We start from the raw sequence: 19,660 nt of genomic DNA on the forward strand, positions 1-19,660 counted from the left end.
CGCTGTATTGCTGCTCGGACGGCGTGCGTGGTCGTGGCGCACCCATGACGTATCTGTCCCATACGGCTTCCTTCCATTCCAACGAAAGGATCGCACCATCAAACCGTGGGATCAAACACCTAGGCCAAGCCATTCCACTCACGAGAAGCATCGCTGACCGTGGAATGCACCACCGTAGCATGCGAGCCATCGCCCGATGCGCGGTCAGTCGCGCACTCCACGACGAAGCCAGATTTGATAAGGCCTTCGTAAAACCCTGGTAGCGGCTCGCCGCCGCAGCGGCGGCAAGGGCCAAGCGCGATCTCTGCTTGCGGCATAAGTGGGCATTGCGCCTTCACAGACTGTGACTTTCCCATCTGTTCCAGCTGATACAGCGCACCGAGAATCTCGGTTTCGAATAGTTTGCGAAAGTCGAGGAAAGCTACAAATGCGTCCTGCTTCATGTCTGTGCCATGTTCGCATCGCCAGGCCTCCGGAAAGTTGGCGAAGCGGTCGTAATGCGCCTTAGCGCGATCGTGGAGACTCATAAGCCTCTGTTAAACTAGGTTTTCCGAGGACGCATGCAGTTTCGCTTGCATACCAATAGAGCCGAACCCCGGACAAGGAGGGTTCGGCTCTAAGGGATACCGACGTAAGGTTCGCTGGAGGGCTACCCCTTACGGGCACAATCTGTAGGGAACGATGGTAAACAATCAGTGTACGTGGTGAGCAGATCCAGTCTCCCAAGCCATAACGTCATAGGGCTGAGGATCGGCCTTCAACTGCGCGGCGAGGAGCTCCACGCCAAAGCAGACGTGTGCAGCGAGGATCCCGTCGCCGCTCGAATCGAGCAACAACAGCGCCTGTTGCAGGTGCAGGAGAGCCAGTTGGCGCGGAGTGCGTTTCGCCGTTGTCATACACTTGTTTAACACGGGTCACCGAGAGCAGAAGCCGCGTTCACTACTAGGTACCGAAGGTGATGCCGAGGCGGTTAGCCAAAGTGAGATCCGCAACCGGAGCCATTCTACTGAGCTGCGCCGCCGGGGCAGACTACCTTGCGCTCAAAACTCATTTCGGCGTGAAGCACCGATGTTTTCAGCGCTCCGAGCAAATTCCCAGGAAAGCCGGAAGGCCGATATTTCCACCATCGATTCTGCGATCGCGTTAGCGGCGCCTGTTTCCAAGAGGCGCAAGCCGCAACTCAGGCCGTCAAATGCGTGCCGCAGGTGTTCCTGTGACTTCTCTTGTTCTGTCATGGCAGCCCTTCTTATTGCAGAGCGGATAGACATCACGTTATCTCTCGTTCCTAGGGAGCGAGCCAAATTGCTATGAGCCCTTCCCGGCCGAGTTGGAAGCCTGATACTGGCGGCAGTCAATGTGACGCAACGGTCCACATCTCAGGGCACCACCCGTGAAACTTGACGAAGAACTTCTCGGAGGTAGGCCTCCTCTTCCAAGACGGCCCGCCGATAGCGCCCATGCTTGAGCGCATTCTGGTTACCCTTCGGCGCTCCCGGAGATAGGCCCCCGTGCAATCGGCACCGTTTCTTGCCCTTGATCGGGAAACGCTGGCAGAGGCTCCCCGAACGGGTGCGAGCCAAGCAGCGCGGGGCTGACGCCTCCAAAAGGTTGTTCTCGACTTTCTGCATTTGCCCCCCCTGTCACCACTTGATCGGTAACGACGGCCTGTCCGCCTCTGTTGTCGATGTGGATGTGCTTTACGACCTGTTCGCCGCCACGCTGAAGCTTCGCGAGCGTCTCTGCCTGCTTCGTGTAGGCGTTGAGCAGCTTAGTCGCGAGATTGCCGAATAACTGCACCTGAGGGGCCATGTCGGCGATCCTCACCCGTGCCAGCGCCCACAAAGCCGCGTCGTGCGTCGCGGCCATCTGTACCGCCAAGGTTGATTGCACTGCATCTTCGGCAGCGGCCTCGTTCACGAACGCAAGGCTGGCATTGATAAACCTGGGATCGACGCGCTTGTTAGCTAACTGGCTGTACCGCGCAATTTCACTCAGACGTTGATCGCAATAGTCATTGGAGCCTGATGCGAAGGTGTCTGTCATCCGTGCGGCATACAGGCTGAGGTTCGTCGTCTCATCGGGCCCCACACTTTGGGCCTCGCCATCCGTCCGGAGCGACACTGCGGGGCTTACCGGTCGGTTTTCAACCTCCCGCATGATCCTGATCATATCCGACTGTGCTTTTGGGCTAAGATCGATCCAGCCACTGATCTCTGCCTCGCAGCGAGCCCGAATTTCATCGTCGGTGCCGTTGCCGCGAACGAAGGTAGCCACCAGTTTCTTCGTGGGCTCCTTGGCCCTCTTCTGCTTGGTCATGTCTCTTCTCCTAGTCGGGCGCGGCGACCGCCAAGGGCCGCGTCCGGTATACGTAGTATAGAGTGTGTGTTGACCGCACTTCTCCCGCGCAAAATCAATGACTTACGGGGTGGTCTCCTGCGTCTCCCGCACAGTGTGTTGCCCGCATATAAATCAATCACTTAGCGGCCCTCCGAAGTTTGCGGGAAACGGTCTGCCGCACCCGCTTTTGCAGTCTCCCGCAGTCCAAAAACCGGCTTGCGATCGTCACCCTTCCAGACTTCCGCACGCTCAATCGCACCCGTCCGGAACAGGCGATCCATGGCCTTCTCCATCCGGTCTTTGCCCACGCCCTTGCTTTCAGGCATCCCGGCAAACACTTTCGGCGCGTAAGTGGCGGAGAGCTTGTCTGACACCGCGCGACGCTGGCGCGTCCGCTCTTGCAGACAGGATAGAAACAGCAGGTTGTCCGATGAGGCCTGAACCGTTTCACGTAGGTACCGCGCGTCATCGTCGGGCAGATCTTCCTCCCGGACGAAAGCACCTTCAAACCAGATGAAGCGGATCGCCTCACCCTTTCGCGCATAGTTCGCCTTGCCGACCGTGATCGTGCGAACATCGGTTTCGAGATCATGCGCCAAGGTGGCCTGAGAGCGCACCGCGTTGAGCCAAGCCGTCGAACCCGAGTAGTCATCCCCTGACTTGTTGGGATGCCCCAGCAGCAGGATCGCCGCGCCCGTCTCTCCCGCAAGCCGGTTCAGCAGGTTCACGAACCTCGTCACCTCTCCACGGTCGTTCTCGTTGCCAGTGAACAGGTGCGCGACGTTGTCGAGGATCGCCAACTGTGCCCCCGTCACCTGAAGCATCTGCACAAGGCGCTGGAAGGCGGCTGCAGGCTTTAGCGTACCGTCGTGGTCGATTGTGCCCAACTCATTGTCGAGAGCGCCCCTGAGGCTTGCTAAGTGCAGCTTACCGGCAAGCGATGCCATGCCCACCCGCAACGCCTTACAGATCGACGCTTGTCGCCAGTGAAGTTGCTCCGCGTCATCTTCACAGGTGAGATAGAGTGCAGCGCCAGGGCGCACCTCAAGACCGAGACACGGCATCCCCGCCGCCGCGCAGGTGGCAAGCTGCTGCCCAAACAGCGACTTGCCCGCGCTTCCCGGCCCGGTGAACAGCGTCACCTCCGCAAGTGGAGCCAACCGCTCGACGGCGAAGGCTTTGGGTTGAGGCTGAACGTTCGCCAGCGTGGCCAGATCCAGCGTCGGTAGAGGCATGAGAGCGCCGGACAAAGCCTTGGTTGTCAGGGCGCGCAGATCGTCCGCCGTGCCCTCCCAATCCATAACGTCGCCTTTGGGTGGCAACCCCGGTAGATCGAGGATGCAGGGTGTCCCGCCCACCTGTTCAACCGCAGCCTTGACAACATCGGCAAACTTGCGGCCGGGCTCGTCATTGTCAGGCAGCACGATTACCGAGAGGCCTGCCAATGCGTCGCCATATTCAGGACGCCAGCCATTGGCCCCGAATGCGATCGCTGTCGCAACGAACCCCATCGCGGCCAGCTTGTCAGCCTTTCTCTCGCCCTCGACGAAGTACACGATTGGCTGATCTAAGCTTGCGGCCTTTGCAGACGCTACGACCTCACGAAGTTCGGTCAGGCGATAAAGCACACGTGGGGTGTCCCCGAGCCCATTGACCCACCGGCCACCCTCAAACCGCTCCGCGACAAACCGCTTGCCGTGGCCAGACGCCTCCAGGCGCTTCGTCCGATAGACCACATTGCCGCAGCCATCGTCGTATTCGTAACAGCCCGTCACTCGCCATTGTGGCTTGGACATAAGGGCCCCTTCTTGCCGTTCCGGCAGAACACCATGGCGACGAAGCTCGTCCTTTATTTCAAGGGCGTCGCCACCGTTGAAGCTGTGCACCAGCACGCCGTCTGGGGCGTCGGAGGCGATAGTGAGCACCGTCCCCCGATCCCTTCGCGAGTGCCCCGGCGTGGGAACGAGGACGCGATTGCCGCGCACCTCCCCACCCAGCACTGCTGCTATCGAGCGGGGGTCAGGCGCACTTGCCATGAGGCACCACCAGTAGATCGCCTTGCGGATCAGCCGGCGGCGGCGGTGCATAGCGGGGAAGAACCCACACTGCCCCCTTGCGCCCGGATGCCCCCGTGCGTTCGCGCCCCGAGTCCACGATCTTGCCGTCCGCGTGCAGTTCGGAAAGACGACTACGAACCTGCGTGACATGAAGCCCGAGGGCTTCGGCGACATCATCGCCGATCACTCCACGTTCCCCCGCAGCAATCACGACGTTGTGAACGCGGTTGCGGATCGAGTTTGCAATCTCCTTCATAGACTCGGCTGCGGCGAACGAGGTGCGCGGCGAACCGGAGCGGGCACCTGGGATATGCGGATAACGGTCGGCCATGGTCAGGCCTCCTTCGCGATGAGGCCCGCGCGTTCGGCAAGTTGCTCGAACCACTCGACCTGGGCATCAGACATGGGCGTGGGATCAGTGATGAGCTGGCCCAGAAAGGAACCGCTCTTGCGCGTCAGGCGAACGCCACGCGTGAGGATTTCAAGCGCCAGTTCGCGACGCTTCTCGAAAGGAAGGCTGTCAAACATGAAGGGCTCCAGAAAGTTCGGAAATGGCATTGGCCAGCAGGCGCTCGGCCCGCGCACGATCCACGCGATGTCCCTCTGGAACGAACAGTCCACCACGACGGCGATTGATGTCGAAGGCGTTCCGATCAGCGACCAACTTCTTGTAGAAGCGTCGCAAATCGTTTATCTGATCGAGAGGAAGACTGAGGCCTGCCAGCCAGCTTTCAAATCGGGGATCGGACAGCGCCGTAAGCGTTTTCCGGTCCCCGCGCTCTTTCAGCGCGAGGCGTTCGCGCATGGTTACGCAGCTTCGCTCGTAGAAACGCGCACACGCTCAGCAAGCCATGCGTCGGTTTGGGCCGGATCGTACCGAACCAGACGACCAAGCTTGATGAATGGCGGGCCGTCACCACGGCAACGCTGATTGGCGAGGGTCTTAGGCGCGATACCCCAGCGGGCCGCCTGTTCAACTTCGGTGAGCAGCATCTTCGCTCCCTTCAGGCCAAAGCGGGATTGCTAGCGGCCCTGCGGGATGGAGAATTAACGTGGGGGAATCTGCCGCTCGGACAGATCTACCCGAAAATCAAAGGCGGCTTTGTAACGTCCGCCATTCTTCCCAGCAGTCGTTCACGAGGCTATTTTTCACTAGTACGCCGTAACGTTCAGAGGCCGCTGTAGCTACTTGCTTGATTACGCGGGCCCGTAGCCCGTACGGCCGCTTGACCGGTGTGAGCTTTAACAGTGGGCGTTCGTCAGCAATGCTTTCTTGATGTTCGCGAAAATCGTCGGACTGTAAAAATGCTTCGCGTTCGGCGACCGGCTTTGCGTTGATCCAAGCCCAAAATTCAGGAAGCGCTGTCCGCGCCAAATCGTCGTCATGCTGAATTTTGGCCTGCTTTGCAGCGATCTCCCGGAATACTCGCTCGCATTCAGAACCGATCCAGAGCCGAGCCAATTCAGTCAGGGTCGACTTTCGGCCAGCTCCCGACCTTGCGCCACCACGGCCACTACGAGGGGGCGGGTTCATGCACGCTTACTCGAAAGCCGTATGACATTCCCGGCTGCGGTATTGCCCAGGATGCTTTCAATATGTTCCGACCACGCCTCGAGCGCGGCCTTCTTTTCCGGCCCCCAATCGTGGAGCTGGTACACACCGGCAACGCCAGACTTCGAACCGCTCACATGATTGAGGATCGCCTCCGTCACTTCGAAGCGAACCCCGAGGCGTTGCATCCCGGTGGCCAATGTCCTGCGCAAATCGTGGATCCGCCATGGCGCAACCGTGATCGCATCCTCTTCCTTCTTAGCCAGGATTGCGATCTCACGATCAAGGCGGCGCTTGGCGCGCGAATGTCCGCTGACGCTTGTCTTTCCAGTAGTGCTGAACACAAACCCGGTGCGCGGCCAGCCATCCTTGCGCTTGCTCCGCTTGGCGAGGGCGTTCAGCTCGGCAACAGCAAGCGTCGAAAGCGGCACCATGGACGCGCTGCCATTCTTTGCCCTCTCTGCAGGAAGGGTCCACATGGCTTTGCCCTTCTCAAGCTCGGACCATTCGAGCCCGGACACTTCCTCCACGCGCTGACCGGTGATGATCAAAAGGCGGATGAGCGGGCCGAACGGATAGCCAAGCTCCGCCGATGCATTCCACGCGAGCTTTAATTCCTGATCAGAAAGAACCCGGTCGCGCCTTACCGGCAGGGGAGGGGGCTCCATTCCCGCGATCGGTGAAACATCGATGTCGCCCTGACTGACTGCCCAGCGGAAGAGGCGGCGCAACACTGCGAACAAGTTGCGGCTAGTGGCCACCTTGCCCTTGGCCTTCTGCAGTACCGCCCGGATGTCCGCACGCGTGATGTCGTGCAGCGGCTTGGTCCCCAGCACGGGCGTCGCGTAGAGTCTCAAGAGAGACTCGCCGTCTTTGTGCGATGTCTTCCAGCGAACCTTGAGGCAATCGTCCACGAAGGTCTGCGCGTAGCCCTTGAAAGCGAGATCGACGGCCTTGCGGGCGTTGTCCTGCTTCTGTTGCTGCGGATCTACTCCTTGGGACACTAAGACTGCGAGCCGCTCGGCTTCCTTGCGCGCCGCGTCTGGTGTGAGCTTGCCATGCTTGCCGATGGTGAAGCGTCGCGTCTTCCCGGAGCGGCCGCCAAGCCGATACTGAAAGAGGTAGGTTTTAACGCCGGTGGGCGTGACCTTCAGGCCGAAGCCCGCGAGCTTGTCATCCCAAAGCAGAACCTCGCCCGCACCGGGCTTGGTGGCATCGACGCTGCTCTTGTTGATCCTGCCTTTTGCCATGGTGCTTACTGGAGCCCTTTCCAGTAAGCACGCTAGCAGGAACGAGCGGGAACATCAATGAAACACCGGGAATAGAACGAAACGGGATGCGGCTCAAAAGCTGGCGAGTCGCGAGGGTGTCCCGGAAGGCGACCGGCTAACTTTTAATCAGTAGGTCGCTGGTTCGAATCCAGCAGGGCTCACCACGGCGCACATTAGGCTTTTTCGAACGGGATGGACCTCAAGGTCGGGTCGCGGGGCGCGGATCGTCTGCCCGCCACTATAACCGTGGTCTCTTTGTAGTGTTGCGAATCTGCAACGGGCGTATTCGCTCTTGCTGTTTCGATCGAGATCCTCGGAACGGACAGGTAAGTTCCTGATTGGGAGCAGGAATGTCTAACGAGGAACGGAACATGGTCTCAAAAACACTTGTCAGCCTGGCCGTCGCGGCGACCGCCATTGCCGCGCAGCCAGCCTTCGCACAGGGGGATGCGACTTCCTCTGGCAACGGCACGACCTTTCGCGGAATTCGCGTTGAAGCCAACGTCGGCGGCGATCGCTTCCAGTCGGAAGGCAACCACAACGACAAGTTCGGCTATGGCGGAACGATCGGGTTCGACGGCACCTATGGCGATCGCATCGTGATCGGCGCCGAAGGCAGCTACTGGCGGGCCAACAACTGGAACGAAAACTGCACCGCGCTGAGCGATGGCAACAGCATCTGCCACAAGGCGTTCGAGGAGTGGGGTGCCGCGGTTCGCGCTGGATACATGGTTACCCCGAACCTGATGGTGTTCGGCAAGGGCGGCTACGTGAATGGCGAACAGCGTCGCCGCATCGATGGCCCGGCAGGAAATCAGCTAGTCTATGACCACTACCGCGCCGACGGTTACCAGGTCGGTGGTGGCCTCGAATATTCGATGGGCAGCGAAAGCCCCCTCTACGCCAACGTGCAGTACGTCTATTCGAACTATCACGGCCATTCCTCGCGCCAGCGCGTGATGATGGGCCTGGGCGTGCGCTTCAAGTAACGACACACTGGACGAAACACCCGTCGACATCGGTCGCGGGTGTTTTGTTCGGAAAAGCGCGAACAAGTCAGTCCAGCCGGTCTTCCACGCCGTCGGCACCGGCCCAATTGAGCGCCGCCCTGCTCTCGAACGGGCGGCATTAGCCGGCGTGTACGAGCCCTTGCCGCGAACGATCGCAGACATGGCGCTTAACAACAAGCCAGCCCACCTGGGGCGCAACGCCGACCCATCTCTACGCCAACGCTCCAAACGGGGGGCAACCCTTCGCTCGACCAGATTGGAGCACTTGCCTAGGTCGTGATGATGTCGATCCAGGACCCGCAACGGCGGAGGACGGGCGTTGACGCTGCGCATCGCCGCTGCCGGCGAGCCATCTGGTTGATCCATCAAGACCTATCCAATCAATCCATGCCCGCGTCACCGCGGGGCTGGGTACCTTGGCCGGAAGCCGCTGGCGTGCGGCGTATTCGATCCTGGGAGAGATGCGTTCATGCGCAAATGGCACCGCTGGGCGGCGATACCGGCCGGCATCTTCATGTTCATCATCGCGCTGACGGGCGTTTTGCTTCACCTCGACATGATCCGCGTGGGACACAGCCCGCCGGGGCACGAGGACCAGGCCCCGCCGCCGGTCCAGCCGATGCCTGCCGCCGGCGAGATCGGTCCGATCATGGCCCGCATCAACGCGGTGATCGCGGCGCATCCCGAAATTCCGGTGACGCAGGTCACGCTCAACCTGACGGGTCCTGCCGTTACCGTCGAGGCCGGGGCCGGGGGGGCTCCGGGAAGCCCGATGCTGAAGATCGACGCCGCGAGCGGCAAGCTGATACCCCAGCCGCCGGTCGAGCCGGACTTCCACAACGTGCTGCAGGACATCCATGCCGGCTACATCGCGGGCTGGACCGGGCGGATCATCAGCATCCTGCGCGGCATCAGCCTGATCGTGCTGAGAATCACCGGGCTGGAGACGTGGTGGACGATGCGCAAGCGCGGCAAGAAAAAGGGCCTGTGGTGGTAGGCTGGCCGAAGGGGGCGGGCACCCCAAGTTGACAAAGTTGACAGACTACAATGGGCAAAGTGTGCTTGTCCGGGCGGCACGTCGCCACCAAGGCGCCGGAAGGCACCATGGAATTGATTTCACTTGATGTTACGGACGATCATGGCCGCTCTGATACACCCACGACGGGCATGTAGGACAGGGCGGCCATCCTTGCGTATGCAACAAGTGCGTCAACCGGCGTTTGGTGAGCGGGATCGGGTGAGCGGAAGTCCGGTCAGCGGGGATCGGCGTCCGGCTGGTAGAGCGCGCAGACCGCTTCGAGATGGTGCGCGATCAGCGCTTCGCGATCGGCCCAGGGGAACATCGGCCGGGCGATCAGCAACGAAGTGAGGCCGTGGACCGAGGCCCAGATCGACTGGGCCTGGATCTCGATCTCTTCGGTGCTTCGGCCGAGCACGCGCGCCAGCACTTCGCGCAGCATGTCGAACGCGCCCTGGCCGGCGGCGAGGACCGGATCGTTGCCCTGCTGGACCAGTTTGGCCACCGCCGGGTCGGTTTCCTGCATGAAGGCGAGGCGGTACATGTCCGGGTGGGTCAGGCCGAAATCGATGTAGGCACGGCCCAGCCGGTAGAAGTGTTCGCGCGGGGAGGCCGGTTCGGCAAGCACCCGGCGTGAAGCTTCGGCAAGGCCGGCGAAGGCGCGCAGGCACAGTTCGGCCGAGATTTCATGCGCGCTGGCAAAGTGGGCATAGAGCGAGGGCTGCGAAATGCCGACCGCCTGCGCGATCTGGCGCGTGGAGACCTGCGCCATGCCGTGCTGGGCGAACAATTGCAGCGCCACGTCGAGAATCTGTTCGCGCCGATCGCCGCCGCGGCTGCGACGATCGTTGGCGGCGGTGCCAGTCGGATTGGTGGTGATCGTCATGCTTCTATTTCGTGAGCGGGGCAGAACCTGATTGACATTGCAAATTGCAACCTATCATAGATAGCCTATCACGGATAGGGGGATTCGGGAAATGCGGAGGGGGCAGGTCATAGCCATAGTCGCAGGACTTGCGACAGTTGGCGTTCTGGTCATCGGGGTGAATCGGGGCAAGGCCGATGTGCCCGCGCCGACCGCGGCCGCCCCGATCCCGGTCCGCGCCGTGGCCGTCGGTGAAGCCGGCAGCGGCGGGTCCGCTTCGACCGGCAGTCCGGGCGAGAGCTTTGCGGCGACGATCCACCGCGAGCGCGAGGCGACGCTGTCCTTCCGCCTGCCCGGGCGCCTGATTTCGAGCCCGCCGCGCGAAGGCGCCCGGCTGGGTGCGGGCGCGGTTGTCGCCGCGATCGAGGCGACGCCGTGGCGCGCGGCGCTGGTGCGCGCGCAGGCCGAGGAAGACCGCCTGTCGCGCGCGGCGGCCCGCTATGCCACGCTGGCTCCCGATGGTGCGGTGTCCGATGCGCAGGCCAGGGACGCGCGCGATGCGCTGGCGGCGGCCCGCGCCGGCGTGGCCGCGGCCCGCTACGATCTTTCGAGTGCAACCCTGACGATGCCGTTTGCCGGCGTCGTCCTGACCCGCCGCGCCGAGATCGGCGAGACGGTGGCGGGCGGCCAGGCGGTGGCGATAGTGGCGGACCTCTCCTCGCCGATCATCGCCACCGCCCAGTTGCCGGCGGCGCGTGCGGCTGGGCTGCGGCCCGGCGCGATGGCGCAGGTCACGGTGCCGGGGCTGGCGCGGGCGATCGCGGCGCGGGTCATCCGCGTCGGCGCTGCCAGCGATGCGCGCTCGGGCACGGTCGCGGTCGACCTGGCGCTGAATGGCGCGGGTGCTTTGCCGAGCGGACTGTCCGCTTCGGTACGGTTCGAGGCGCCGGTCTCGGCGCAGTCCCCGACGGCGGCAAGCGAAGCACTGGTTCCGGCCGAGGCGATCCTCGATGCCGCGGGGACGCGCGCCTTCGTCTATGTGATCGACCAGCGCAACCGCGCGCATCGCGTGGAAGTGCGCTTTGCCGGGTTCGACGACCGCATGGCGCGGATCGGTGGCCTGGCCCCGGGGGCGCGGGTCATCACCGCAGGCGCGGGCTTCGTCGGCGATGGCGAGGCGGTGCAGGTGACGGGCGAATGAACCGGATCATCGAATTCGCGGTCAAACGCTGGCAGTTTTCGCTGCTGGCCTTTGCGATGGTGATCGCGCTGGGGCTGAACGCGTTCTTCTCGATTCCCCGGACCGAGGACCCGCAGCTCAACTTTCCGAACTATTCGGTGATCGCCGTGCTGCCGGGCGCAACCCCGGCGGACATCGAGCAGCAGGTGACCAAGCCGATCGAGGACGCGCTGGCGGGGCTGGACGGCCTGCGCGAGGTGCGTTCGACCAGCGGCGACGGCGTGGTGCAGGTCCACGCCGAATACGTCTGGGGCACCGATCCCGAGCGCAAGTACGATGAAGTGGTGCGCGAAGCGAATGCGCTGCGCGCGACGTTGCCGGCCGGGATCGTGCGCTTCGAGGTGCAGCGGGCGCGGCCGACGGGCGTGCCGATCGTGCAGGTTGCCCTGCTCAGCCGCATCCTGCCGATGCGCGCGCTGGAAAAGCAGGGGCAGGATCTGCGCGATGCGCTGGCGCGCATTCCCGGCATTCGCAAGGCCGAAGTGCTGGGCGCGCCGACCAGCGAACTGCGCGTGGCACTCGATACCGCGCGGATGGCCGCGCTGGGCATCGCGCCGGGCCAGGTGGTCGAGGCATTGGGCGCGGGCGGGGCGGACACGCCCATCGGTACGGTCAATGCCGGAAACCGGCGGTTCAACGTGCGCTATGCCGGGACTTATCCCGACCTTGCCGCCGTGCGCGCGCAGCCGGTGCGGGTCGATGGCGGGCGGCCGGTGCTGGTGGGCGATGTGGCGCAAGTCGAATGGGCGCAGCGCGAACCCACGCAGATCGTACGCTTCAATGGGCAGCGTGCGCTGCTGGTCACCGCCGAGCAGGCCGACGGGCAGGACGTGCGCCGGCTGACGGATGCCGTGCGCGGCGAAGTCGACCGCTTCCGCATGACCTTGCCCGGCAGCGTCCGGATGCAGATCGGCTTCGTCCAGGCGGACAACGTGCGCCACCGGCTGGGTGCGTTGACGCGGGACTTCCTGCTCGCCTTCGTGATCGTGGCGTTCACGCTGCTGCCGCTGGGGTGGCGCGCGGCGGGGGTGGTGATGATCTCCATCCCCGTGTCGCTGCTGATCGGCATGGGCATCCTCGCCATGACCGGGGTGGGGCTGAACCAGATGGCGATTTCGGGCTTCGTCATCTCGCTTGGCCTGCTGGTCGACGATGCCATCGTGGTGATCGAGAACGTGGCGCGCTGGCTGCGCGATGGCGCCGACCGGATGACCGCGGCGATTGCGGCGACGCAGCAGATCGCGCTGGCGGTGCTGGGTTGCACCGCTTGCCTGATGTTCGCGTTCCTGCCGCTCGTGGCGCTGCCAGAGGCGGCGGGATCGTTCATCCGTTCGCTGCCCATCGCAGTGCTGGGAACCGTGCTCGGATCGCTGATCGTGGCGATGACGCTGATGCCCTTTGCCGCGAGCCGGCTGTTGCCACGCAATGGCGATGCGCACGGCAATCCGATGCTGCGGGCGATGACCACGGGGATCGAGCGGGTCTATGCCCCGGTGCTGCACCGCGCGCTCGAAGCGCCGAGGATGGCACTGGCGATCGTGCTGGGCGTTTCGCTGCTGTCGGTGCCGCTGGTGATGGGCATCGGCACCAGCCTGTTCCCGCCGGCCGAGCTGCCGCAGTTTTCGATCAAGATCGAGATGCCGCGCGGCACCGCGCTGGCGACGACCGACGCGCTGGTGCGCCAGGTCGAACATGCGGTGCGCGCCGAGCGTGACGTCGCCTGGACCGTGGCGAGCGTGGGGCGCGGAGGGCCGCGGCTTTACTACAACGCGCTGCCGACGCCGGAGGACCCGGCAACCGCCGAAGTGCAGGTGGCGCTGAAGGAATGGGATCCGCGCACCAGCCCGGCGTTGCAGGACCGGCTGCGCGCGAAGTTTGCGCAGATGGCGGGCGCACGGATCAAGCTGGTCAACTTCCAGCAGGGGCCACCGATCGAAGCGCCGATCGCAGTGCGCATCGTCGGCCCCGACATCGACACGCTGCGGCGGCTGGCCGACCGGGGTGAAGAGCTGATGCGCGCGATGCCCGAGCTGCGCGACGTGGCCAACCCGGTGCGCGCAGCCCGGACCGACGTGGTGCTCGACGTGGACGAAGCGCGGGCAAGGTCGCTCGGCGTGGCGGCGGGTGCGCTGCGCCAGGCGGTGCAGGTGGCGCTGGGCGGCGCCAATCCGGCGGTGCTGCGCGACCGGGACGGCGACGATTATCCGGTGACGGTGCGCCTGCCGATGCAGGGCCGCAACGAGATTTCGGCGCTCGATCACGTGTTCGTGACGGGGGCCAGCGGCGGAAGCATTCCCTTGTCCGCACTCGCCACCGTGCGGTTGCAATCGGGCGTGGCGCAGATCGAGCGGGTGCAGCGCGAACGCGCGGTGACGCTGACCGCCTATGTTAGGGACGGCGTGCTTTCGAGCCGGGCTTCGACTGCGACGATCGACACGCTCAAGCGCAAGCTGGTGCTGCCGCCGGGCTATGCGTTCAAGGTGGCGGGCGAGGCCGAGGCGCAGGCGCGCAGCTTTGGCGGGCTGCTGCCGGCGGTAGTGGTGGCGACGGTGGGTATTCTGGCCGTGCTGGTGCTGGAATTCGGGACGTTCCGCAACGTGGTGGTGATCGCGGGCGTGGTGCCGCTGGGCTTCTTCGGCGCGGTGGCGGCGCTGTGGCTGACCGGGCACAGCCTGTCGTTCACCGCCTCGATCGGGCTGATCGCGCTGGTGGGGATCGAGATCAAGAATTCGATCCTGCTGGTCGATTTCACCGAACAGCTGCGGCGCGACGGCATGCAGATCCGCGCGGCGGTGGAGAAGGCGGGCGAGCTGCGCTTCCTGCCGGTGCTGCTGACATCCATCACCGCGATCGGCGGGCTGCTGCCGCTGGCGGTGGAAGGCAACGGGCTCAACGCGCCGATGGCCATCGCGATGATCGGCGGCCTGATCACCTCTACCCTGCTGGCGCGCATCGCCACGCCGGTGATGTACCTGCTGCTGGCCGAACGGGCGGAGCGCAGGCGAAAGCCGGTGATCAGCACGAAGGAGGCCCTGGCATGAAGCAGCTGGTGTTCGTGGCGCCGCTGCTGCTGGCGGGTTGTGCGGCAGGCAGCGCCTATCGCGCGCCGAGCCTGCCGGTGGCCGATGCGTGGAAGGCGGCGGCGGCAACGCCTCGCCCGGCGCCGGGGGCGTGGTGGAAGAGCTTCGGCGACTCCGCGCTCGATGCGCTGGTGGAGCAGGCGCTCGTCGCCAACCCGGACATCGACGTGGCGCTGGCGCGGGTGGAGCAGGCGCGCGCGGCGGCGGGGATGGCCAAGGCGAGCCAGCTGCCATCGGCCAACGTGACCGGATCGCTCGCGCGCTCGCAGCAGTCGCTCGAGGACGGGCTGGGGCGGCTGGCGCGCTATGTGCCGGGGTTCGGGCGGACGCAGGACCGCGCGGCGGCGGCGATCGAGGCGGGCTGGGACGTGGACTTTGCCGGCGAGTTGCGGCGCGGGCGCGAGGCGGCGTTGGCCGATCTCGTCGCGGCGCAGGCAGGAACGGATGCGGCCCGGCTGGCGGTGGTGGGCGATGTGGTCGACACCTACCTCGGCCTGCGGGGCAGCGAGGCGCAGCTTTCAGCGCTGGAGGCGCGGCGCGCGATCCTGGCCGAGCGGCTCGAGATCATGCGCAGGCGCGTGGCGACGGGCGAGGCGGCGGCGAATGCGCTGGAAGAGCCCACCGCGACGCTGGCGGTGATCGACGCGCTGGTGCCGCAGGTGCGCGGCGGGGTGGCCGTGGCCAAGGGACGGCTGGCGATTCTCGTCGGCAAGCCTGCTTCGGCGGATCTTCCCGAGCTGGCGCAGGCGGGCGCGATCCCCACGGCGGCGGACCCTGCGGCGGGCGTGCCGTCCGACCTGTTGCGGCGAAGGCCGGATCTGGTGGTGGCCGAAGCCAAGCTGCGCGCGAGCCATGCGAGAGTGGGCCAGGCGCTGGGTGAATACTGGCCCAAGATCAGCCTGTCGGGCCTGCTTGGCTTTGCGACCAATTCGCTGGCGAGCTTCGGCACGGGCGATTCGGCGACGGCACAAGGCGCGGTCGGCCTGCGCTGGCGCTTGTTCGACTTCGGCAGGGTGGATGCCGAGATCAGGCGCGCCAAGGGGGCGGAGAAGGAAGCGCTGGCGACCTATCGCGGATCGGTGCTGCGCGCAGGGGAGCAGGTCGAAAGCGCCTTTGCGCGCCTTGCCACCGCACGCGCCGCGTTGGCCGCGCGCGAAGATCAGGCGGCGGCGCTGGCGCGGGCGGCGGAGCGCGCGGGCAAGGCGTTCAAGGTGGGCGAGATCAGCCGCGACCAGCTGCGCGCGGCGCAAGCGGTGCGGCTGGACGGGGTAGATGCCGTGCGCGATGCGCAAGTCGAAGTGGCGCGCGCGGTGCTGGGATGCCACCGCGCGCTGGGAGGCTGATCGCTAGCTGGCGAAGCGGGCGAGATCGGTGAAGCGGATGTTGTCCTTGGCAAGGCCCTGCGTCACCACGTCGATGCCGCCGGCGCGGATCATCCATTCGAGCCGGTGATCGCGGTACTGGCGCTTGAACAGGCCGGCATCGAGCAGGGCGGCGACTTGGCCCATCGGTTCGACCTGGGTCTTCGCCTCGGCAAAAGTCGCTTCCACCGAAGGGCGCTGGCGGACGCGTTCGAGCCAGTCGGACAGCGGCGTGCCGCGTTCGGGCGCGAAGCCGAAGATGCCCGACATCATCACGTAGGGTGCGGCACAGAGATCGGCCCAGCCGAAGTCCGAGCCCGACAGCCAGCCGCTGGCGCTCAGGTGGCCCGACAGCCAGGCCTGCAACTGCGCGGTCTCCTTCTGCGCCACGGCGCGGAAATCGTCGACCCGGTCGGCCCCGCGACCGAAGAAGCGCACTTCGCCAAGGCCCCAGTTGATCGCTTCGTAATGCGTGTCGCAGACTTCCTCGATCATCCGGCAGCGTGCGCGTTCGAGCGGATCGGCCGGGCGCAGCGCGGGCGAGGGGTGCGCGTCTTCGAGATATTCGAGGATCACGCTTGAATCGTAGAGTGTGTGCGCATCGTCGACGACGAGCGCGGGCACTTCCATCCGCGGGTTGTGGCGGGCGTAATCGTCGTTGTTGCCCGCACCGATGCCGGTCGGCAGGCTCTGCGTGAAGGCCAGTCCCTTTTCGCGCAGCATGATGCGCACCTTCTGGCCATAGGGGGAAAAGGGATGATCGTAGAGCAGCATGGGGCAGGTGGTCTTTCGTCGTAAAAGACCGGGCGGAAGCAGCGCTCCCGCCCGGTCCGGATGGCAGATATGATCAGGCGGCGGCGGCGACGCGTGCGGCGCGGCTCGCCATGATCCGGGCACCGATGAAGAAGATGCCGCCGAAATAGAGCGCCGAAAGCGCGATCGAGGCGAAGACGTTGGCGAAATTCTCGCCCGCCTGGATGAGCGGGGCGTTCATCACCGTGACGAACAGCATGTAGCTGGCGTTGAAGAATAACGGCAGGCGCTGGGCGATGACCATGAACAGCGCGACGATGATGATGCCGAGCGCCAGCAGCACGAGGCCGGTGTTGCCGGTGACGGTGCCGAACTGGACGAGGTAGCTGGTGGCGGTGCCGCACAGCGCACCGATCACGGCGGCGGGCAGCTTCTTGAGATCGCTCATGTCGACGCTCGACCAGAACCACAGCAGGGTGAAGCCGGCATAGAGCGGCTGCAGGTGCAGCGCGGTGCCCAGCGCGATGAAGCCGGCGAGCAGGACGACCGCGGCAAAGGTGATGGCGGCAGCGATGGCGGTCGACGGTGGTGGCGTCGCCGGGTGGGAATCAGCAGACATGGACCTCTCCTTGATGCGCCTGGTTCGAGCCGGCGTCTGTGCGGCATTGGGACACGGTCGCGCCTGCCTGTCAATCACTTGAGTAAGTAAACCAGCGCCATCCGTCGCGGATTTGAACCTTGCCGCCCAGATGCTAGGAGCGCGCATGCCCGCGATACTCGAACCGTTTCACGCCATTTCGATCTCCACCATCGCCCACCGGCTGAAGGCCGAAGGGCGCGAGGTGATTCACATGGAATTCGGCCAGCCTTCGACCGGCGCACCGGCGGCGGCCATTGCTGCCGCGCACCGCGTGCTCGACGTCGATCCGATGGGCTATTGGCAGAGCGATGCGCTGAAGGCGCGGATCGCGCGGCACTATGCCGAGACGTGCGGCGCGACGGTCGCCCCTGAACAGGTGATCCTGACCAATGGCGCATCGCCCGCGCTGGTCATGGCGCTGTCGCTGCTGTTCGATCCGGGGGCGCGGGTGGCCATCGCGCGGCCGGGCTATGTTGCCTATCGCAACAACCTGCACGCGCTGTTCATGGAGCCGGTGGAGCTGCCTTGCGGCCCGGACGAACGCTACCAGATCACCGCCGCCGCGCTCGAAGCGCTGGATCCGGCGCCCGACGGGGTGATCCTGGCGAGCCCCGCCAACCCGACCGGCACGGTGATCGAGGCCGACGAGCTTGGCCGCATCCTGGCCGTGTGCAAGGCGCGGGGCATCCGCGTGGTATCGGACGAGATCTATCACGGCATCACCTATGGCGAGCCGGCGCTGTCGGTGGCCGCGCTCGATCCCGAGGCGCTGATCGTCAACAGCTTCTCCAAGTATTTCAGCATGGCGGGCTGGCGGCTGGGCTGGCTGATCGTGCCGCCGGCATTGATCACGCAGGCCATGGCGCGGATGGGCAACCTGTTCCTGACGCCGCCATCGCTGGCACAGCACGCCGGGCTGGTGGCATTCGACTGCCGCGACGAGCTGGAAGGCCACGTGGCGACCTATGCGCGCAATCGCGACCTGCTGCTGGCGGCGCTGCCCGAGCTTGGCCTCAAGCGCATCGCGCCGCCGGACGGGGCGTTCTACATCTGGGCGGACATCGGCCACCTGACCGACGACAGCCTGGCCTTCTGCGAGAAGCTGCTGCGCGATACCGGCGTGTGCACCGCGCCGGGGATCGACTTCGATCCCGTGGAAGGCCGCCGCTTCTTCCGGATGAGCTTTGCCGTTTCGACCCCGCTGATCGAGGAGGCCATCGCGCGGATGAAGCCCTGGTTTGCCGCCTTCAAGAAGGATTGATCCGGCCGGGGTGCTGTAACGCGCGGGATGCACCCCATGTGGTGGAACGTTCGGCCCTTTCCGGGAGTTTGCCGCGAATGTCCAAGCCCAAGCTGTTCGAGCCCATCACCATTGACGGGCTGACGCTCGCCAACCGTATCGTCATTGCGCCCATGTGCCAGTATTCGGCCGAAGACGGGCGGATGACCGACTGGCACGCGATTCACCTTGGCAGCCTTGCCCTGTCCGGCGCGGGGCTGCTGACCATCGAGGCGACGGCCGTGCTGCCCGAAGGGCGCATCAGCAATGCCGACGTCGGGTTGTGGGACGACGATACCGAGGCCGCGATGGCCCGCGTGCTGGAAACGGTGCGCCGCCATTCGCCCATGCCGATCGCCATCCAGCTGGCCCACGCCGGGCGCAAGGCTTCCACCGCGCGGCCATGGGACGGCGGCAAGCAGATCGCGCCCGATGCCCCCAATGGCTGGCAGACGGTGGCCCCCTCGGGCGTCCCGTATACGCCGGGCGACCATGCACCGGTGGCGCTCGATTCGGCCGGGCTCGCCGAAATCCGCGATGCCTTTGCCGCCTCGGCCCGTCGCGCGGCGCGGCTGGGGATCGATGCGATCCAGATCCATGCCGCGCACGGCTATCTGCTCCACCAGTTCCTCTCGCCCATTTCGAACCAGCGGACCGACGAATATGGCGGCAGCCTGGAAAACCGCATGCGCTTCCCGCTGGAAGTGTTCGATGCGGTGCGGGCAGCCTTTCCCAAGGAGCGCCCGGTCAGCGTGCGCGTATCGGGCAGCGACTGGGTCGATGGCGGATGGGACGAAGCGCAGACGGTGGCCTTCGCCCGCGCACTGGAAGAACGTGGCGCTTCGGCGATCCACGTTTCGAGCGGGGGGCTCGATCCGGCGCAGGCGATCCCGGTAGGCCCCAGTTACCAGGTGCCGCTGGCGCGGGCGGTGAAGCAGGCGGTCTCGATCCCGGTCGTCGCCGTGGGCCTGATCACCGAAGCGCAGCAGGCCGAAGCGATCGTCGCGACGGGCGATGCCGATCTCGTCGCGGTGGCGCGGACGATCCTCTACGATCCGCACTGGCCATGGCACGTGGCGGCAGAGCTGGGCGCGCAGGTTTCGGCGCCCAGCCAGTACCTGCGCAGCCAGCCCCGGCAGTATCGCGACCTGCTGCAGCCTTACGCCTGACGCGAAAAGGGCGGCGCCTCCCGGGGGA

General features: G+C 65.2%; 21 protein-coding genes. 7 read left to right on the forward strand and 14 right to left on the reverse strand.

Annotated elements, in window-relative coordinates; translation table 11 throughout:
* Positions 1 to 119: 119 nt before the first annotated feature.
* The 11 genes from HHL27_RS15835 to HHL27_RS15880 all read right to left on the reverse strand — a co-directional run bounded on the left by HHL27_RS15835 (position 120) and on the right by HHL27_RS15880 (position 7,196).
* Positions 120 to 443 (reverse strand): hypothetical protein, encoded by a 324-nt coding sequence (locus tag HHL27_RS15835; protein WP_169494360.1) that lies wholly within the window; start codon positions 441 to 443, stop codon positions 120 to 122.
* 597 nt (positions 444 to 1,040) lie between these two features.
* Positions 1,041 to 1,235 (reverse strand): hypothetical protein, encoded by a 195-nt coding sequence (locus HHL27_RS15840; protein WP_169494361.1) that lies wholly within the window; start codon positions 1,233 to 1,235, stop codon positions 1,041 to 1,043.
* Between the two features lie 141 nt (positions 1,236 to 1,376).
* A complete protein-coding gene (locus tag HHL27_RS22955) occupies positions 1,377 to 1,538 on the reverse strand; it encodes a hypothetical protein (protein ID WP_420874075.1) in 162 nt (53 codons plus the stop codon).
* Positions 1,477 to 2,316, reverse strand: a complete 840-nt coding sequence (locus tag HHL27_RS15845) for a hypothetical protein (RefSeq protein ID WP_169494362.1) — start codon at positions 2,314 to 2,316, stop codon at positions 1,477 to 1,479. The genes HHL27_RS22955 and HHL27_RS15845 overlap by 62 nt, the downstream gene beginning before the upstream one ends.
* 161 nt (positions 2,317 to 2,477) lie before the next feature.
* Complete coding sequence (locus HHL27_RS22805) at positions 2,478 to 4,262, reverse strand: AAA family ATPase (protein ID WP_169494363.1); 1,785 nt, start codon at positions 4,260 to 4,262, stop codon at positions 2,478 to 2,480.
* A gap of 94 nt (positions 4,263 to 4,356) precedes the next feature.
* Positions 4,357 to 4,725, reverse strand: coding sequence for a helix-turn-helix domain-containing protein (locus tag HHL27_RS15855; RefSeq protein WP_169494364.1), 369 nt, complete (start codon positions 4,723 to 4,725; stop codon positions 4,357 to 4,359).
* Between the two features lie 2 nt (positions 4,726 to 4,727).
* Complete coding sequence (locus HHL27_RS15860; RefSeq protein WP_169494365.1) at positions 4,728 to 4,922, reverse strand: hypothetical protein; 195 nt, start codon at positions 4,920 to 4,922, stop codon at positions 4,728 to 4,730.
* Entirely contained in the window at positions 4,915 to 5,199 is a 285-nt protein-coding gene (locus HHL27_RS15865) for a hypothetical protein (RefSeq protein ID WP_169494366.1), read from the reverse strand. The genes HHL27_RS15860 and HHL27_RS15865 overlap by 8 nt, the downstream gene beginning before the upstream one ends.
* 2 nt (positions 5,200 to 5,201) lie before the next feature.
* On the reverse strand, positions 5,202 to 5,387 hold the full coding sequence (locus tag HHL27_RS15870) for a helix-turn-helix transcriptional regulator (protein WP_169494367.1): 186 nt from the start codon (positions 5,385 to 5,387) through the stop codon (positions 5,202 to 5,204).
* Positions 5,388 to 5,484: 97 nt separating this feature from the next.
* Entirely contained in the window at positions 5,485 to 5,928 is a 444-nt protein-coding gene (locus HHL27_RS15875; RefSeq protein WP_169494368.1) for a hypothetical protein, read from the reverse strand.
* Positions 5,925 to 7,196 carry a tyrosine-type recombinase/integrase gene (locus HHL27_RS15880; RefSeq protein WP_169494369.1) on the reverse strand — a complete coding sequence of 424 codons (1,272 nt, stop codon included), beginning with the start codon at positions 7,194 to 7,196 and terminating at the stop codon, positions 5,925 to 5,927. Before HHL27_RS15880 ends, HHL27_RS15875 begins: the two co-directional genes overlap by 4 nt.
* 392 nt (positions 7,197 to 7,588) lie before the next feature.
* On the opposite strand from HHL27_RS15880, the gene HHL27_RS15885 reads away from it, so the two are divergent.
* Both HHL27_RS15885 and HHL27_RS15890 read left to right on the forward strand, forming a co-directional pair.
* The gene (locus HHL27_RS15885; RefSeq protein WP_169494370.1) at positions 7,589 to 8,206 is read left to right on the forward strand and encodes an outer membrane protein; all 618 of its coding nucleotides are present in this window, start codon (positions 7,589 to 7,591) and stop codon (positions 8,204 to 8,206) included.
* A gap of 490 nt (positions 8,207 to 8,696) precedes the next feature.
* A complete protein-coding gene (locus HHL27_RS15890; protein ID WP_169494371.1) occupies positions 8,697 to 9,224 on the forward strand; it encodes a PepSY-associated TM helix domain-containing protein in 528 nt (175 codons plus the stop codon).
* Positions 9,225 to 9,480: 256 nt separating this feature from the next.
* Here the strand turns inward: HHL27_RS15890 and HHL27_RS15895 are convergent, their stop codons facing one another.
* Complete coding sequence (locus tag HHL27_RS15895; protein WP_169494372.1) at positions 9,481 to 10,131, reverse strand: TetR/AcrR family transcriptional regulator; 651 nt, start codon at positions 10,129 to 10,131, stop codon at positions 9,481 to 9,483.
* A 157-nt stretch (positions 10,132 to 10,288) separates the two neighbouring features.
* Here HHL27_RS15895 and HHL27_RS15900 point away from each other — a divergent pair, with 157 nt between their 5' ends.
* From HHL27_RS15900 to HHL27_RS15910, 3 genes are read left to right on the forward strand one after another with little or no spacing between them, the layout of a single operon-like run.
* Positions 10,289 to 11,311 carry an efflux RND transporter periplasmic adaptor subunit gene (locus HHL27_RS15900; RefSeq protein ID WP_169494373.1) on the forward strand — a complete coding sequence of 341 codons (1,023 nt, stop codon included), beginning with the start codon at positions 10,289 to 10,291 and terminating at the stop codon, positions 11,309 to 11,311.
* Entirely contained in the window at positions 11,308 to 14,391 is a 3,084-nt protein-coding gene (locus HHL27_RS15905; RefSeq protein ID WP_169494374.1) for an efflux RND transporter permease subunit, read from the forward strand. The genes HHL27_RS15900 and HHL27_RS15905 overlap by 4 nt, the downstream gene beginning before the upstream one ends.
* Positions 14,388 to 15,773: an efflux transporter outer membrane subunit gene (locus tag HHL27_RS15910; protein WP_169494375.1), complete on the forward strand. Its 1,386-nt coding sequence runs from the start codon at positions 14,388 to 14,390 to the stop codon at positions 15,771 to 15,773. The genes HHL27_RS15905 and HHL27_RS15910 overlap by 4 nt, the downstream gene beginning before the upstream one ends.
* Before the next feature lie 3 nt (positions 15,774 to 15,776).
* Here the strand turns inward: HHL27_RS15910 and HHL27_RS15915 are convergent, their stop codons facing one another.
* Both HHL27_RS15915 and HHL27_RS15920 read right to left on the reverse strand, forming a co-directional pair.
* A complete protein-coding gene (locus tag HHL27_RS15915) occupies positions 15,777 to 16,565 on the reverse strand; it encodes a glutathione S-transferase family protein (RefSeq protein ID WP_169494376.1) in 789 nt (262 codons plus the stop codon).
* Positions 16,566 to 16,638: 73 nt separating this feature from the next.
* Positions 16,639 to 17,163: a hypothetical protein gene (locus tag HHL27_RS15920; protein WP_169494377.1), complete on the reverse strand. Its 525-nt coding sequence runs from the start codon at positions 17,161 to 17,163 to the stop codon at positions 16,639 to 16,641.
* 145 nt (positions 17,164 to 17,308) lie between these two features.
* Between HHL27_RS15920 and HHL27_RS15925 the strand changes: the two genes are divergently transcribed.
* Complete coding sequence (locus tag HHL27_RS15925) at positions 17,309 to 18,445, forward strand: pyridoxal phosphate-dependent aminotransferase (protein WP_169494378.1); 1,137 nt, start codon at positions 17,309 to 17,311, stop codon at positions 18,443 to 18,445.
* A 77-nt stretch (positions 18,446 to 18,522) separates the two neighbouring features.
* Positions 18,523 to 19,632, forward strand: a complete 1,110-nt coding sequence (locus HHL27_RS15930) for an NADH:flavin oxidoreductase/NADH oxidase (protein WP_169494379.1) — start codon at positions 18,523 to 18,525, stop codon at positions 19,630 to 19,632.
* Positions 19,633 to 19,660 lie beyond the last annotated feature (28 nt).

It is taken from the genome of Novosphingobium olei, from assembly GCF_012927405.1.
Lineage (GTDB): Bacteria > Pseudomonadota > Alphaproteobacteria > Sphingomonadales > Sphingomonadaceae > Novosphingobium > Novosphingobium olei.